This is a genomic window from Spirillospora sp. CA-108201 (genome assembly GCF_050936235.1).
GTDB lineage: Bacteria > Actinomycetota > Actinomycetes > Streptosporangiales > Streptosporangiaceae > Spirillospora.
On record NZ_JBNJNE010000001.1, the window covers coordinates 4,381,536 to 4,394,556 of the forward strand.

Consider the following 13,021-nt stretch of genomic DNA (forward strand, 5'->3'; position numbering starts at 1 on the left):
ATGGGCGCTCGCGGACCCCTTGGGCTGCCCGGAACCTCCGTCCGGCCTCCCGCCGGTGAACACTGGGCCAAATGTCCGGTGACGCGGCGCGTCCCGGCGCGTCGCGGTCGCCGATCGCGGACGCGCTGTCACGATGAGCGGATGGACCTCGCGCTGTTCGCCGGACTCCTCGTCGGCGCCGTCTTCGGCGCCGTCGCCGGGTACGCGCTGGCGACGAGCCGGCAGGGCGCGCTGATCGCGCGGGCGCGCGCGGCCGAGGAGAAGCTCGCCTACGCCGAGGAGCGGATGGCCGAGCACTTCGAGAACCTGTCGGCCAAGGCCCTGGACGCCAGCAACCAGCGGTTCCTGGAGCTCGCCGACGCGCGGCTCAAGGCGGCCGGCGTCGAGGCGGCGGGAGAGCTGCAGCGGCGCCAGCAGGCCGTCGAGCACCTGGTCGGGCCGCTCAAGGAGACGCTCGCCAAGGTGGAGGAGCAGCTCCGCGAGGTGGAGACGGGCCGCCGCGAGTCGCACGCCATGCTGGCCAAGCAGGTCGACTTCGTCCGGCAGAGCTCCGACCAGCTGCGGCGCGAGACGCAGTCGCTCGTGCGGGCGCTGCAGCGGCCCGAGGCGAGGGGGCGCTGGGGCGAGCTCCAACTCCGCCGCGTCGTGGAGCTGGCCGGGATGACGCACCACTGCGACTTCGACGAGCAGGCGAGCGCGGTCACCGCCGACGGCACCGTCCGCCCCGACATGGTGGTGCGGCTGGCCGGCGGCAAGAGCATCGTGGTCGACTCCAAGGTCTCGCTGGCCGCCTACCTCCAGGCGGCGGAGAGCGGCGACCCCGTGCGGCTCGACGCGCACGCCCGGCACCTGCGCGACCATGTCGACCGCCTGTCGGCCAAGTCGTACTGGCAGGCGTTCAGCCCGGCGCCGGAGTTCGTCGTGCTGTTCATCCCGGGCGAGGCGTTCCTGGCGCCCGCCCTCGACCGCGACCCCGGCCTGCTGGAGTACGCGATGAGGCGGCGCGTGCACATCGCCACGCCGACCACCCTCATCACGATGCTGCGGACGGCGTCCTACGCCTGGCAGCAGGCCGCCCTCTCGCGCAACGCCCGCGCGGTCTTCGAGCTGGGCAAGGAACTGTACGAGCGGCTGGGCACGATGGGGCAGCACGTCGACGAGCTGGGCCGCGCGCTGACCGGCGCCATCAAGTCCTACAACCGGACGGTCGGATCCCTGGAGACGCGCGTTCTGGTCAGCGCGCGCAAGCTGAACGAGCTCGGAGTGGTGGACGACGGCCTGGAAAGCCCGCATCCTGTCGAGGAGAGCCCCCGCGCTCTGTCCGCGGCCGAACTGACCGGATACGACGAACTTTTCGACGACGAGGACCATCTGCCTGATCGGGACCATTCCCGGCCTGGGCCCGCCCCGGGCGCGGCGGGTCTCGGCGGGCGCGTCCCCGAGCAGGGCGATCCGCGGAACGTCCGGGAGCGGAACGGGCCGGGGCGTGTGGGGGGTCCGCCTCCCACGGGGAAGAGGTGGCGATGAGTTCATCGGCGGTACGCGACGCGCCGGAAGGTTCCCCGGCGTCCCCGGAGGGCCCGGCGCGGCGCCGGCGCGGCGGCCCGGCCCGCTCGGAGTCGGCCGGCCCGGTCACGCTCACCGGGCGCGGCGGCATCGTGGTCATGTTCGCCGCGGGGGTGCTGTGCGGGCTGCTGTCGCGGTGGTTCGGCGTGCCGCTGCTCGCCGGCGCCGGGTTCGCGATCGGCTGCGCGCTCGCCGCGTTCGCGACGCGTCCCGCCGACCTGCTCACGCTCGTCGTCAGCCCGCCGCTGGTGTTCCTCGCCGCCACGTTCACGGTCGTGCTCGTCACCACGCTCGGCGAGGGCTCGCTGCTGCGCGGCGTCACGGTGGGCCTCTTCACCGCGCTCGCGGCCACCGCGCCGTGGCTGTTCTTCGGCACGCTGCTCGTGGTCGTGATCTGCCTGGCGCGCGGCGTCCTGACGAACGCCCGGGAGCTGCACGACAAGCTGGTCGGGGTCCGCCTCTTCGAGAAGGAGGAGAACGAGAACCCCGTCCGGTGGGACGAGTCCCCCGGTGGGGCGAAGGAGGGCCGCCACGCCCGCGGCGACCGTCCGCCGTCCGGGGCCGCGGGCTAGCCGGACGGGCCTAGACGGGCGTGATGCGCAGGTCCTTGCGGAGTTCCTTCGGCAGGGAGAAGCGCATCCTCTCCTCGACGGACTCGATCTCCTCGGCCTCGCCGTAGCCGCGCTCGGCGAGCCAGGCGAGGACGTCCTGGACCAGCTCGTCCGGGACGGACGCGCCGCTCGTGACGCCCACCGTGGTGACGCCGTCGAGCCACGCCGGGTCGATGTGCTCGGCGTAGTCGACGAGGTAGGAGGCGTCGGCGCCGTGCTCCTTGGCGACCTCGACCAGGCGGACGGAGTTGGAGGAGTTCGTCGACCCCACCACGATGACGAGCTGGGCCTGCGCCGCCATCTCCTTCACCGCGACCTGCCGGTTCTGGGTGGCATAGCAGATGTCGTCGGACGGCGGGTCCATCAGCTTGGGGAACCGCTCGCGGAGCTTCTCGACGGTGGCGACCGTCTCGTCCACCGACAGCGTGGTCTGCGACAGCCACGCCACCCGCTCGGGGTCGCGGACGGTCACGTTGGCGACGTCGTCCGGGCCGTCCACGAGGTGGATGTGGTCGGGGGCCTCGCCGGTGGTGCCGATGACCTCCTCGTGGCCCTCGTGGCCGATCAGGAGGATGTCGTAGTCCTGCGCGGCGAACCGCACGGCCTCCTTGTGGACCTTGGTCACCAGCGGGCAGGTCGCGTCGATCGTGCGCAGGTCGAGGCCCCTGGCCTCCTCGTGCACGACGGGCGCCACGCCGTGCGCGGAGAACACCACGATGGAGCCCTCGGGGACCTCCTCGGTCTCGTCCACGAAGATCGCGCCACGCTCCTCCAGCGTCTTCACGACGTGCACGTTGTGGACGATCTGCTTGCGGACGTAGATCGGGGCCCCGTACTTCTCCAGGGCGATCTCGACCGCTTGGACGGCCCGGTCGACGCCCGCGCAGTAACCACGCGGCTTGGCGAGCAGGACACGGCGCTGGGTGGAGGTCATGGCTCCATCGTACGAGGGTCCGGGCTGTGACCGACTCCACGGCACGCTTTGCCAGAATTCCATTCACCCCGCGTGACCAGGATCGCACCGATGGGGCAGAGTGAGAGGGGACGATGACGAGGCAGGAAGAGGAACGTCCGATGAGGAAATCGCCGCGCCGCCTCACTGAGCAGGTCCGCGAAACGGTGGGCGAGCAGGTCCGGGACCTCCCGCTGCACGCCGTCCGGCTGGCCATGTTCGGCGTCGGCCGGGCACTGCTGCTCAGCGACCGGGTGACCAGGGACTACAAGGAGATCACCGAAGGCGGCGGTGTGAAGCCGGTGGCCCTGCGGCTGCGCGAGGACGTCCAGCACACGGCCGGGAAGGTCGTCGGGCTGGTCGCCGAGCGCGTCCGCGGTGAGGAGTCCGAGCCCGAGCCCGAGCCGGTGCGCCGCACCAGGACGGCCGGCGCGCGGACGCCGGCCGCCGAGGAGATCTCGGTCGGCAAGCCCGGCGCCGGGCCGGGCCACAAGCCGAAGCACGCCCGTCCCGGGGCGCCGCCGAAGCCCGCCAAGCCGGGCGCGCTGGGCAGGCACCACGCCAAGACGGAGGGCGGGGCCGGACCGGTCGCCGAGCCCGCGCCGAAGCCCGTGCCGTCGGAGCCGAAGCCGGAGCCCGCGCCGCAGGCCGAGCCCGCGCCGAGCCCGAAGGCCGCCGAGCCCGCCAAGCCGAAGCCCAAGCCCAAGCCGAAGGCGGCCGAGGCTTCGAAGGGCAAGGCGCCGGAGAAGAAGGCGGACGAGGCGACCTTCGCGCCGAAGCCCGAGTCCAAGCCCGCCGCGCAGGCGGAGGCCAAGCACGTCGCCAAGGAACTGCCGGTCCCCGACTACGACAGCGCCACGCTGCCGCAGCTGCGCGCACGGCTTCGCGGCCTGTCCGCCGACCAGGTGAAGCTCCTGCGCGAGTACGAGCGCAAGCACGCCGGTCGTGAGGACGTCATCCGCATGTACGAGCGCCGCATCGCCAAGCTCAACGGCCTCAACTGAGCGACACGTCGGAAGAGAGGCCCCCGGGAGATTCCGGGGGCTTCTTCCGTCGCGGGGTCAGGCCGCCGCGGGGGCGTCCTGGAAGGAGTGGTCGATGTCGACCCGCTCCAGGGGCTCCAGGTGGCGGCGGCGCACCGCGAGGATGCCGATCGCGACGGCGCAGCAGGCCGCGCCGACGACGTACGGCAGGTTCGCGTCGACCTCCTCGGCGAGCTTCGTCGCGATGAAGGGGGCGAGCGCGCCGCCCATCCACCGGACGAAGTTGTACCCGGCGGACGCGACGGGCCGCGGGCTGTCGGAGACCTCCATGGCGGCCTCGGTGAACGCGGTGTTGTTCAGCCCGATCGGGATGCCCGACAGAACGGTGCAGGCGATGATCCCGCCGTGCCCGAGGAAGGCGAGCCCGAGCTGGAACACGATCAGCAGGGCCAGCGCCAGGTACATGACCCGGACGGTCCCGATGCGCCGTTGCAGCACGGGGGCGCCGAACACCGACGCCAGGGCGACCATCACGCCCCAGCCGAAGAAGACCAGGCCGATGCCGTGCGCGCTCATCCCGAGGACGAACGGGGTGAAGGCGAGGATGGTGAAGAAGGCGTAGTTGTAGAACAGCGCGGTGAACGCGGTGGTGGACAGTCCGCCGTGCGCGAGGGCCCGGATGGGCGCGCTCAGGCGGGTCTTCTCGGCGGGCTTCGGCGTGGGCCGGAGCAGCGTGAGGATCAGCAGGAAGCCGACCGCCATGAGCGCGGCGGTGCCGAAGAACGGGAACCGCCAGTTCATGTCGCCGAGCAGGGCTCCGACGAGCGGGCCGAGCGAGATGCCGATGCCGAGCGCCGCCTCGTACAGGATGATCGCCGACTCCGTTCCGCGCCGCCCCTTCGCGGGGGCCGGCCCCCCGCACCCCCCGGATCGCCTCCGGCTCCGCCGGAGGCCGCGCCCACGATCACCGCGAGCGCCGTCGCGACGAACAGGGCGTTGCCGAGGCCCCAGCCGGCGCGGAACCCGACGAGCTGCCCGACGGTCCCGGACGTCCCGGCGAGGGCGGCGAAGGCCACGACGAGGGCGAGGCCGATCAGCAGCGTCCTCCTCCCGCCGATCCGGCTGGACACCCAGCCGGTGACCAGCATCGCCACCGCGGTGATCAGGAAGTAGCTGGTGAACAGCAGGGACACCTGACTCGGCGAGGCGTCCAGGTTCACCGCGATGGCGGGCAGGATCGGGTCGACGAGGCCGATGCCCATGAAGGCGACGACCGCGGCGAAGGCGGTCGCCCACACCGACATCGGCTGCCTGAGGATGCCGCCGCCCCGCGGGGTCGCCGAGGGCTTCGCGTGCATGGGTACCTCCGTGTGCTGGTTCGGGTGCGCCGAAGAGCTCGCCGAGGGCGGGCGGCGCCGCGGCGACCGCCGCGCGCTCCTGGTCCGCCGGCTCGCGTTCGGACGCGGTCGCGGTGTCTCCTCGGAGTTACTTAGTTAGACTAACTTAGCTCGGCTAATATTCATGCCCGCCGCGGATGTCTCTTCGGTCACCGCGGCCGGGGCGGCGACGGGCGAACGCGAAAAACCCCGGCCACGCCGGGGCGCGCCGGGGCGTCCGGGCGGCGAGGGGAGGGTCCTGCCGAGGCGGGGGCGGCGTTGCGGTTCAGGGGGCGCCGAAGAGCTTGTCGAGGGCGGGGAGGGCCGCGGCGACGGCGGCGCGCTCCTCGTCCGTCAGCTCCGCGAACCGCTCGGCGAGGATGCCGATCCGGCGCTCGCGCCCGGCCGCCAGCCGGTCGCGCCCGAGCGCGGTGAGCCGGGCCGTCACGACGCGCGCGTCGGCGCCGCTCCGGCCCCGCGCGACGAGCCCGTCGCGCTCCAACCGGTTGATCTGCGCCGTCATGGTCGGCAGCCGCACGCCGTGCTCGGCGGCCAGCTCGGTCATCCGCCGCGGCCCGTGCTCCAGGGAGCCGAGCACCGACAGCTGCTGGCTGGTGATCGGCTGGTCGGCGCTCACCTGCCGCAGCATCAGCACCACGTGGCGCAGGCGCCGGTTGAGCCGCTCGGCGAGCTCGCGTTCGGATGCGGTCACGGTGTCTCCTCGGAGTTGCTCGGCCGGGTCCGGGCCGGCTCGGCTGAAGATCGGCGCCAGGGACGTGCTGTCCGGTCACAGGGATTCTGCCGGGGCGGGCGGTGTGCGGGCTCTTGGAACGGGGGCGCGCCGTAGGCTGCCTGCATGGCGATGGAGACCACGGCCGAGAACCCGGTCCCGGTGCGCACCGTCCTTCAGGCGGTGAGCGGATGGATCGGCAGGCTCGGCCGCATCTGGGTGGAGGGTCAGATCACCGACCTCAACGCCCGCGGCGGCACGGTCTACATGACGCTCCGCGACCCGGTGGCGAACATGTCGGTGCGGGTCGTGGGCCCGCGCGCGGTGTTCGAGGCCGCCGGGCCGGCGGTCACCGACGGCGCCCGCGTCGTCGTGCACGCCAAGCCCGACTTCTGGATCAACCGCGGGACGTTCTCGCTCAGCGTGCTGGAGATCAGGCCGGTCGGCGTCGGCGAGCTGCTGGCCCGGCTGGAGCGGCTCAAGCGGGTGCTGGCGTCCGAGGGGCTGTTCCGGCCCGAGCGCAAGCGCCCGCTGCCCTTCCTGCCCGCCCGCATCGGGCTGATCTGCGGGCGCGACTCCGACGCCGAGCACGACGTCCTGCAGAACGCGCGGCGGCGGTGGCCGGCGGTGGCGTTCCGGGTGGAGAACACCGCGGTCCAGGGCTCCTACGCGGTCGGCGAGGTGATGGAGGCGCTGCGCGCGCTGGACGCCGACCCCGAGATCGACGTGATCATCATCGCGCGGGGCGGCGGCGCGATGGAGGACCTGCTGCCGTTCTCCGACGAGGCCCTCGTCCGCGCGGTGCACGCCGCCCGCACGCCGGTCGTCAGCGCGATCGGGCACGAGCAGGACAGCCCGCTCCTGGACCTGGTCGCCGACGTCCGGGCCTCCACCCCGACCGACGCCGCGAAGAAGGCCGTGCCGGACGTGCGGGAGCAGCTCCAGCTCGTCCGGCAGCTGCGCGACCGCGGGCGGCGGTGCCTGTCCGGCGCGGTGGAGCGGGAGCTGGCGTGGCTGCGGTCGGTGCGTTCGCGGCCCGCGCTGGCCGACCCCGTGCGGGAGATCGAGCGGCAGTCCGAGCAGGTCGCGGCGCTGCGCGACCGGGCGCGGCGGTCCCTGTCGGCGGCGCTGGACCGGGCCGGGGACGAGCTCGGGCACACCCGCGCCCGCCTGCAGGCCCTCTCCCCCGCCGCGACGCTGGAGCGCGGGTACGCGATCGTCCAGCGGGAGGACGCGTCGGTGGTGCGGGAGGCGGCGTCGGTCAAGGACGGCGAGCGCCTGCACGTGCGGCTCGCCGACGGGCGGCTCGGCGTGAGCGTGACCGACCGGGAGTGAGCCGCGGATCGCGAGGTGCCGACCGGGGGACGGGGAGCTCCCCCGAGGATGAGAGGGTGGGCCGGTGGCGGACGAGAACGGGACGGCCGAGAAGCCGTCGTACGAGCAGGCGCGCGACGAGCTGGCCGAGGTCGTCAAGCGGCTGGAGGCCGGCGGCCTGACGCTGGAGGAGTCGCTCGGCCTGTGGGAGCGGGGCGAGAGGCTCGCCGCCGTCTGCGAGGAGTGGCTGGAGGGCGCGCGCGCCCGGCTGGCCGCGGCCCTCGAACGGCCGGACGACGGCGAGGCCGCCGCCCCGTTCTGAGGGTCAGGAGGCCGGCGTGGCCGTCGCCGGAGGCGTCGGCCCCCCGTTCTTCGCCTGCTCCTTGAGCGCCCCGGCCAGCACCGCGAGCTCCGCGTAGGACGCGGTGCCGGTGACGACGACGCTGACCCCGTTCGGAAGCGTCCGGGCGAGCGTGTTCGCCTTCTTGTCCTTGCGGTGGTACTTGGTCCAGGAGACGCCGTTCACCTGCTGCGTCCCGACCGGCTGGCTGCTGTTGGCCATGCGCGGGACGTACTGCGACGCCTTCTCGTTGCTCTGCTCCAGCGCCGCGTACTCGTCGCTGGGCGTCACGAACCCCAGGTGCCAGGCGACCGGGTCCTTGCCCTCGGCGTCGAGGCCGTTCACCCGTGAGCTGTTGGGACGCCAGTTCGCCGGCAGCCCCTCGGGCGCGTAGACGCTGTAGGGCGCGTCGTTGCGCATCGCCCACAGCTGCGAGCTGTAGTCGACGGTCGGCAGGACCTCTTCGTCGCTGCGCGGCGTGACGACGTAGACCGCCAGCACGATCAGCAGGCAGGCGCCCATCGCCATGGTGAAGCCGCCGAGGCCCGTCGTCAGCCGCTTGTACACGCCGGGGCTCACCTCGACCACGGGCCGTTCCGCGGGGCGTTCCCGCTGAGCGTCCGTCTCGGGCCTGGCCTCGGGCGCGGCCGCCTCGGGGGCGTCCGCCTCAGGCGCGGCCGCCTCGGGCGGGGCGGCCTCGGCGTCCGGGGCGGAGGATGGGGTCTTGTCGGTCACCCCTCCAGGATCCCCCACCCTCAGCGCTGCTCCGTACCGGGGTTGCGGATCGTGCCGACGATGGCCATGATCTTGTCGGCCAGCCTGCGGGCGGCGTCCTCGTCGTCCAGCAGCGAGATCTCCGAAACCGCGCCCGCCATCGCGCCCGTCAGCACCGTGACCAGGGCCTCGTCCACACCGCCGTCGGCGGTGTGGAACAGGGCGGCGTTGCGGCGGGCCCACTTGTTCAGGCGCTGGCGCATGACCCGGTCGAACCCGGGGGGCCCGTCGCCGGAGATGAACAGCCGGGCGACGTCCCGCTCGTCCAGGCAGCCGTTGAGGTAGGCGCCCGCGCCGGCGATGAACTGCCGCATGGGGTCCTTCTCGCCGGCCTCCCGGACGGCGCTGATCGCCTCGCGGGTGCGCTCCTGCTGGCGGCCCTGGAAGTCCTCGAACAGCGTCAGGTACAGGTCCGCCTTGCCGTTGAAGTGGTGGTAGAGGCTGCCCACGCTGGCACCGGCCTTGGCGACGATGTCGGTCACCGCGGCCTGGGCGAAGCCGGACTCGCAGAAGACGTCCCTGGCCGCGGCCAGCAGGGCGCCGCGGGTGGCCGCCCCTCGGTCGGAGGTCCGCGCGGGCGCGTCCGCGGGCCGAGGGCCCCCGTTCTGACTCACCCCGCCGGACGGGACGTCGATGTCGCTGCTCATGACGCCTGAGATTACGCCCTCTCCCAGGGGGAAACGATCCCTTGTCCGTGCCGCGGTGGTTTCCCGCGCTCGTTTCGCCCGCGCCAGGACACCTGTTCGACCCCGTGCCCGGACGGCCCGCGGCCCGGCTGGTCTGGTCCAATTTGTGGCCTGCCATCCGGTCCACGGAGAATCCGAGTCACCACCGACCGAAGGGGCTGCCCCGCCATGTCCGATGAGACCACCGTTTCCTCCCCCCTCGCCACCGAGCCGTCGGCGCCGGACCGCAACCTCGCGATGGAGCTGGTCCGGGTGACCGAGGCCGCCGCCATGGCCGCGGCCCGCTGGGTCGGCCGGGGGGACAAGAACGGCGCCGACGGGGCCGCCGTGAACGCGATGCGCCAGCTGATCAACACGGTGTCCATGCGGGGCGTCGTCGTGATCGGCGAGGGCGAGAAGGACAACGCGCCGATGCTGTTCAACGGCGAGGACGTCGGGGACGGCTCCGGCGCCGAGTGCGACGTCGCCGTGGACCCGGTGGACGGCACCCGGCTCACCGCGCTCGGCATGAGCAACGCGGTCGCGGTGCTGTCGGTGGCGCCGCGGGGGTCGATGTTCGACCCGTCCGCGGTGTTCTACATGGAGAAGCTGGTGACCGGCCCGGAGGCGGCGGACGTCGTCGACATCGAGCGGCCGATCGCCGACAACATCCGCGCGATCGCCCGCGCCAAGGGGTCCTCGCCGCACGACGTGACGGTCTGCATCCTGGACCGGCCGCGGCACGAGGGCATCGTCAAGGAGGTCCGGGAGGCCGGGGCGCGGATCAAGTTCATCCTGGACGGCGACGTGGCCGGCGCGATCATGGCGTCCCGGCCGGGGACCGGCGTGGACCTGCTGCTCGGCATCGGCGGCACCCCGGAGGGCATCATCGCCGCGTGCGCGATCAAGGCGCTCGGCGGGGTGATCCAGGGCCGGCTGTGGCCGCAGGACGACGAGGAGCGGCGGAAGGCCGCCGACGCCGGCCACGAGCCGGGCCGCGTGCTCACCACCGACGACCTGGTGACCTCCGACGACGTGTTCTTCGCCGCGACCGGCATCACCGACGGCGAGCTGGTCGACGGCGTCCGCTACAGCAAGGGCACCGCGGTCACGCACTCGCTGGTCATGCGGTCGCGCAGCGGCACCATCCGGACGATCTCCAGCGAGCACCAGCTGAGCAAGCTGCGCGCCTACAGCGCGATCAACTTCGACACGGCGGTGTAGGGCCCTAGCGGCCGCGGGTGAGGCGGTTGCGGACGCGGCTGCGCAGCGAGAGCCTCGGCGCCCGCGCCCGCACCGAACCGAAGATCAGCGTGCCGCCCACCTCGATGGTCGGGCCCTCGGCCGCGGGGCGGGCCCGCAGGTCGCGGGTGCTGAGGATGGTGCGCCCCGTGACGTCCACCCGGACGCCCTCGGGGACCAGGAGCCGGATCCGGCCGCCGAGCACCAGCGAGTCGACCACGATGTGGCGGCGCTGCAGGACGGCCTCGCGCAGGTCGAGCTCGACCGTCCCGAACAGGGCCAGGAGCGGGAGCTTGACCGGGACGACCCAGCGCCCGTCCCGCCGGGTGCGGCCGAAGAAGACCGAGACCGGGCGGTCGTCCACGAGGATGGGCTGCGCCTCCTCGGGGCTGAGGTCGCCGGTGAGCCCGGTCAGCTCGCCCAGGGTGCGGGCGGCGTAGACGCGGGAGGTGCGCTCGGAGTGCTCCTCCATGGTGAGCCGGCCGTCCGCGAGGGCCTCGCCCAGGACGGCGGCGACGCGTTCCCGGTCGGCGTCGGACGCGCGCAGGTCGCGCACGTTGGTGACCTTTTCGGTCGCCGGGCGATGGGGGACGTCCACAGGGAAGAGGGTATCTCCCGGCGGGGACGGCCCCACGGGAAAACCCGTGGGGATTCGTCCCCCCTGTGCTTAGTGTGAGGGGTATGACCTTGCAACGTGCCCAGATCGCGGCCGCCCGCGAGGGCACCGGCACGGCGGCGATCAGCCTCCGGGGCGTCGTGAAGCGGTTCGGCGGCTTCACCGCCGTGGACGGGCTCGACCTGGAGGTCCCCTCCGGGGTCTGCCTGGGGCTGCTGGGCCCGAACGGCGCCGGCAAGTCGACCACGATGAAGATGCTGACCGCGCAGGCGATCGCCGACGAGGGCAGCATTCGCGTGCTCGGCTTCGACGTGCCGCGGGAGTCCAAGCGCGCGCGGGCGGCGATGGGCGTCGTCCCCCAGCAGGACAACCTGGACGAGGAGCTGACCGCGCGCGAGAACCTGGAGGTGTTCGCGCACCTGTACCGGGTGCCGCGCCAGGCGCGGCGCAAGGCGGTGGACGACGCGCTGGCGATCGCGCATCTCACCGGGCGGCAGCTGACCAGGGTGGACGACCTGTCCGGCGGCATGCGGCGCCGGCTGCTGATCGCCCGGGGACTGGTGCACCGGCCCGCGCTCGTCCTGCTGGACGAGCCGACGGTGGGCCTCGATCCCCAGGTGCGGGCCGAGCTGTGGGGGCTGATCGACGGGCTGCGCGCCGGCGGCACGACGGTGCTGATGTCGACGCACTACATCGAGGAGGCCGAGCGCCTCGCCGATGAGTGCGCGCTGATGTCGCACGGCAGGGTCATCGCCCGGGGCACGCCGCCGGACCTGGTCGCGGAGTACGCGGGCGAGCGGGTCGTCGAGCACTACGGGCCGCCGGACCGGCTGGCGGAGGTGGAGCGGGTCGCGCGGGCGGCCGGGCTGCCGACCCGCCGCACCGGGCCCTCGGTGTCGGTGCTGAAGGCCGAGACCATCGCGCCCTCACTGGAGGCCGAGCTCGGCCCGGACGGCGTCCGGCGCGCCGCCAACCTGGAGGACGTGTTCGTGGTGCTGACCGGGGAGCGTGTGGAATGACCGCCCAGGCCGAGGCCGCCCCGGAGCGGGCGCCGCGCCTGCGCCGGTTCGAGACGGCCCCCGTCCGCGGGATCTGGCGGCACGAGCTGGCCCTCTACAAGCGGTACTGGAAGTCGCAGTCGTTCGCCTCGATGGTGGAGCCGACGTTCTTCCTGCTGGCCTTCGGCTACGGGTTCGGCTCGATGGTCGCGGTGATCGGCGACTACCGGTACCTGGACTTCGTCGCGACCGGCGTCGTCGGGACGGCGGCGCTGTTCACCTCGGTGTTCCCGGGGATGTTCAACGGCTACATCAGGCGCGTGTTCCAGCACACCTACGACGCGATGCTCGCCGCGCCCGTGGACGTGCACGAGCTGGTGACGGCCGAGGCGCTGTGGATCAGCGCCAAGTCGGCGGTGTACTCGTGCACCCCGATCGTCGTGGCGCTGTTCTTCGGCCTCGACCCGTCCCCCGGGATGCTGCTGGTGCCGTTCGTGACGTTCTCCACCGCGCTCGGCTTCGGGCTGTTCGGCATGTGGACGTCGTCGGTGGTGCCGTCGATCAACTCGTTCGACTACGTGATCACCGGCGTGGTGACGCCGCTGTTCCTGATCGCCGGGACGTTCTTCCCCATCGAGGCGCTGCCGGGCTGGGCGCAGAAGGTCTCCTACCTCAACCCGCTGTTCCACTGCGTGCAGCTGGTCAGGGACGCGGTGTTCGGCCTGCACCCGCTCGCCGACCTCGGGCACCTCGGCGCGCTCGCGGTGTTCGCCGCGCTGATGTGGATCATCGCCGTGCGGGGCATGCGCAAGCGGCTCATCGACTGAGGCCGCCCGCCCATTGACCTGGGGCGT

Annotated in this window: 15 protein-coding genes; 8 read left to right on the top strand and 7 right to left on the bottom strand. The window is 73.1% G+C overall.

All coding sequences use genetic code 11. The features are described from left to right. The first annotated feature begins 141 nt into the window (after positions 1 to 141). Both ACQEU6_RS21225 and ACQEU6_RS21230 read left to right on the top strand, forming a co-directional pair. On the top strand, positions 142 to 1,527 hold the full coding sequence (locus tag ACQEU6_RS21225) for a DNA recombination protein RmuC (protein WP_499334277.1): 1,386 nt from the start codon (positions 142 to 144) through the stop codon (positions 1,525 to 1,527). After that, on the top strand, positions 1,524 to 2,138 hold the full coding sequence (locus ACQEU6_RS21230) for a DUF6542 domain-containing protein (RefSeq protein ID WP_499334279.1): 615 nt from the start codon (positions 1,524 to 1,526) through the stop codon (positions 2,136 to 2,138). Before ACQEU6_RS21225 ends, ACQEU6_RS21230 begins: the two co-directional genes overlap by 4 nt. A 10-nt stretch (positions 2,139 to 2,148) precedes the next feature. Here the strand turns inward: ACQEU6_RS21230 and ACQEU6_RS21235 are convergent, their stop codons facing one another. Next, the gene (locus ACQEU6_RS21235; protein WP_499334280.1) at positions 2,149 to 3,111 is read right to left on the bottom strand and encodes a 4-hydroxy-3-methylbut-2-enyl diphosphate reductase; all 963 of its coding nucleotides are present in this window, start codon (positions 3,109 to 3,111) and stop codon (positions 2,149 to 2,151) included. A 140-nt stretch (positions 3,112 to 3,251) separates the two neighbouring features. Here ACQEU6_RS21235 and ACQEU6_RS21240 point away from each other — a divergent pair, with 140 nt between their 5' ends. Next, positions 3,252 to 4,133, top strand: a complete 882-nt coding sequence (locus tag ACQEU6_RS21240; protein ID WP_499334281.1) for a DUF8129 domain-containing protein — start codon at positions 3,252 to 3,254, stop codon at positions 4,131 to 4,133. Positions 4,134 to 4,190: 57 nt separating this feature from the next. Here ACQEU6_RS21240 and ACQEU6_RS21245 read toward each other — a convergent pair whose 3' ends face one another. From ACQEU6_RS21245 to ACQEU6_RS21255, 3 genes are all read right to left on the bottom strand, one after another. Further along, entirely contained in the window at positions 4,191 to 4,985 is a 795-nt protein-coding gene (locus ACQEU6_RS21245; RefSeq protein WP_499340285.1) for an MFS transporter, read from the bottom strand. Continuing rightward, a complete protein-coding gene (locus tag ACQEU6_RS21250; RefSeq protein WP_499334282.1) occupies positions 4,910 to 5,470 on the bottom strand; it encodes an MFS transporter in 561 nt (186 codons plus the stop codon). The genes ACQEU6_RS21245 and ACQEU6_RS21250 overlap by 76 nt, the downstream gene beginning before the upstream one ends. Before the next feature lie 304 nt (positions 5,471 to 5,774). Further along, positions 5,775 to 6,200, bottom strand: a complete 426-nt coding sequence (locus ACQEU6_RS21255; RefSeq protein WP_499334284.1) for a MarR family winged helix-turn-helix transcriptional regulator — start codon at positions 6,198 to 6,200, stop codon at positions 5,775 to 5,777. A gap of 144 nt (positions 6,201 to 6,344) precedes the next feature. Between ACQEU6_RS21255 and xseA the strand changes: the two genes are divergently transcribed. Both xseA and ACQEU6_RS21265 read left to right on the top strand, forming a co-directional pair. After that, positions 6,345 to 7,553, top strand: coding sequence for an exodeoxyribonuclease VII large subunit (gene xseA / locus ACQEU6_RS21260; RefSeq protein ID WP_499334285.1), 1,209 nt, complete (start codon positions 6,345 to 6,347; stop codon positions 7,551 to 7,553). 64 nt (positions 7,554 to 7,617) lie between these two features. Then, on the top strand, positions 7,618 to 7,854 hold the full coding sequence (locus tag ACQEU6_RS21265; protein ID WP_499334286.1) for an exodeoxyribonuclease VII small subunit: 237 nt from the start codon (positions 7,618 to 7,620) through the stop codon (positions 7,852 to 7,854). A 3-nt stretch (positions 7,855 to 7,857) separates the two neighbouring features. Here the strand turns inward: ACQEU6_RS21265 and ACQEU6_RS21270 are convergent, their stop codons facing one another. Beyond that, on the bottom strand, positions 7,858 to 8,607 hold the full coding sequence (locus tag ACQEU6_RS21270) for a DUF4245 domain-containing protein (RefSeq protein ID WP_499334288.1): 750 nt from the start codon (positions 8,605 to 8,607) through the stop codon (positions 7,858 to 7,860). Between the two features lie 20 nt (positions 8,608 to 8,627). Continuing rightward, the gene (locus tag ACQEU6_RS21275) at positions 8,628 to 9,293 is read right to left on the bottom strand and encodes a TetR/AcrR family transcriptional regulator (protein WP_499334289.1); all 666 of its coding nucleotides are present in this window, start codon (positions 9,291 to 9,293) and stop codon (positions 8,628 to 8,630) included. 207 nt (positions 9,294 to 9,500) lie between these two features. Between ACQEU6_RS21275 and glpX the strand changes: the two genes are divergently transcribed. Then, positions 9,501 to 10,535: a class II fructose-bisphosphatase gene (gene glpX / locus ACQEU6_RS21280; protein ID WP_499334290.1), complete on the top strand. Its 1,035-nt coding sequence runs from the start codon at positions 9,501 to 9,503 to the stop codon at positions 10,533 to 10,535. A gap of 4 nt (positions 10,536 to 10,539) precedes the next feature. On the opposite strand, the gene ACQEU6_RS21285 is transcribed toward glpX, so the two are convergent. Beyond that, positions 10,540 to 11,151, bottom strand: a complete 612-nt coding sequence (locus ACQEU6_RS21285) for a DUF1707 SHOCT-like domain-containing protein (protein ID WP_499334292.1) — start codon at positions 11,149 to 11,151, stop codon at positions 10,540 to 10,542. 83 nt (positions 11,152 to 11,234) lie between these two features. On the opposite strand from ACQEU6_RS21285, the gene ACQEU6_RS21290 reads away from it, so the two are divergent. Next, positions 11,235 to 12,188, top strand: a complete 954-nt coding sequence (locus tag ACQEU6_RS21290) for an ABC transporter ATP-binding protein (RefSeq protein WP_499334293.1) — start codon at positions 11,235 to 11,237, stop codon at positions 12,186 to 12,188. Next, positions 12,185 to 12,994 (top strand): ABC transporter permease, encoded by an 810-nt coding sequence (locus tag ACQEU6_RS21295; protein WP_499334295.1) that lies wholly within the window; start codon positions 12,185 to 12,187, stop codon positions 12,992 to 12,994. The genes ACQEU6_RS21290 and ACQEU6_RS21295 overlap by 4 nt, the downstream gene beginning before the upstream one ends. Positions 12,995 to 13,021 lie beyond the last annotated feature (27 nt).

What these genes read in the sequence shown, in the direction of transcription:
- ACQEU6_RS21225 (WP_499334277.1), top strand. Translation starts at nt 142, where the DNA reads ATGGACCTCGCGCTGTTCGCCGGACTCCTCGTCGGCGCCGTCTTCGGC.
- ACQEU6_RS21230 (WP_499334279.1), top strand. Translation starts at nt 1,524, where the DNA reads ATGAGTTCATCGGCGGTACGCGACGCGCCGGAAGGTTCCCCGGCGTCC.
- ACQEU6_RS21235 (WP_499334280.1), bottom strand. Translation starts at nt 3,111, where the DNA reads ATGACCTCCACCCAGCGCCGTGTCCTGCTCGCCAAGCCGCGTGGTTAC.
- ACQEU6_RS21240 (WP_499334281.1), top strand. Translation starts at nt 3,252, where the DNA reads ATGAGGAAATCGCCGCGCCGCCTCACTGAGCAGGTCCGCGAAACGGTG.
- ACQEU6_RS21250 (WP_499334282.1), bottom strand. Translation starts at nt 5,470, where the DNA reads ATGCACGCGAAGCCCTCGGCGACCCCGCGGGGCGGCGGCATCCTCAGG.
- xseA (WP_499334285.1), top strand. Translation starts at nt 6,345, where the DNA reads ATGGCGATGGAGACCACGGCCGAGAACCCGGTCCCGGTGCGCACCGTC.
- ACQEU6_RS21275 (WP_499334289.1), bottom strand. Translation starts at nt 9,293, where the DNA reads ATGAGCAGCGACATCGACGTCCCGTCCGGCGGGGTGAGTCAGAACGGG.
- glpX (WP_499334290.1), top strand. Translation starts at nt 9,501, where the DNA reads ATGTCCGATGAGACCACCGTTTCCTCCCCCCTCGCCACCGAGCCGTCG.
- ACQEU6_RS21290 (WP_499334293.1), top strand. Translation starts at nt 11,235, where the DNA reads ATGACCTTGCAACGTGCCCAGATCGCGGCCGCCCGCGAGGGCACCGGC.
- ACQEU6_RS21295 (WP_499334295.1), top strand. Translation starts at nt 12,185, where the DNA reads ATGACCGCCCAGGCCGAGGCCGCCCCGGAGCGGGCGCCGCGCCTGCGC.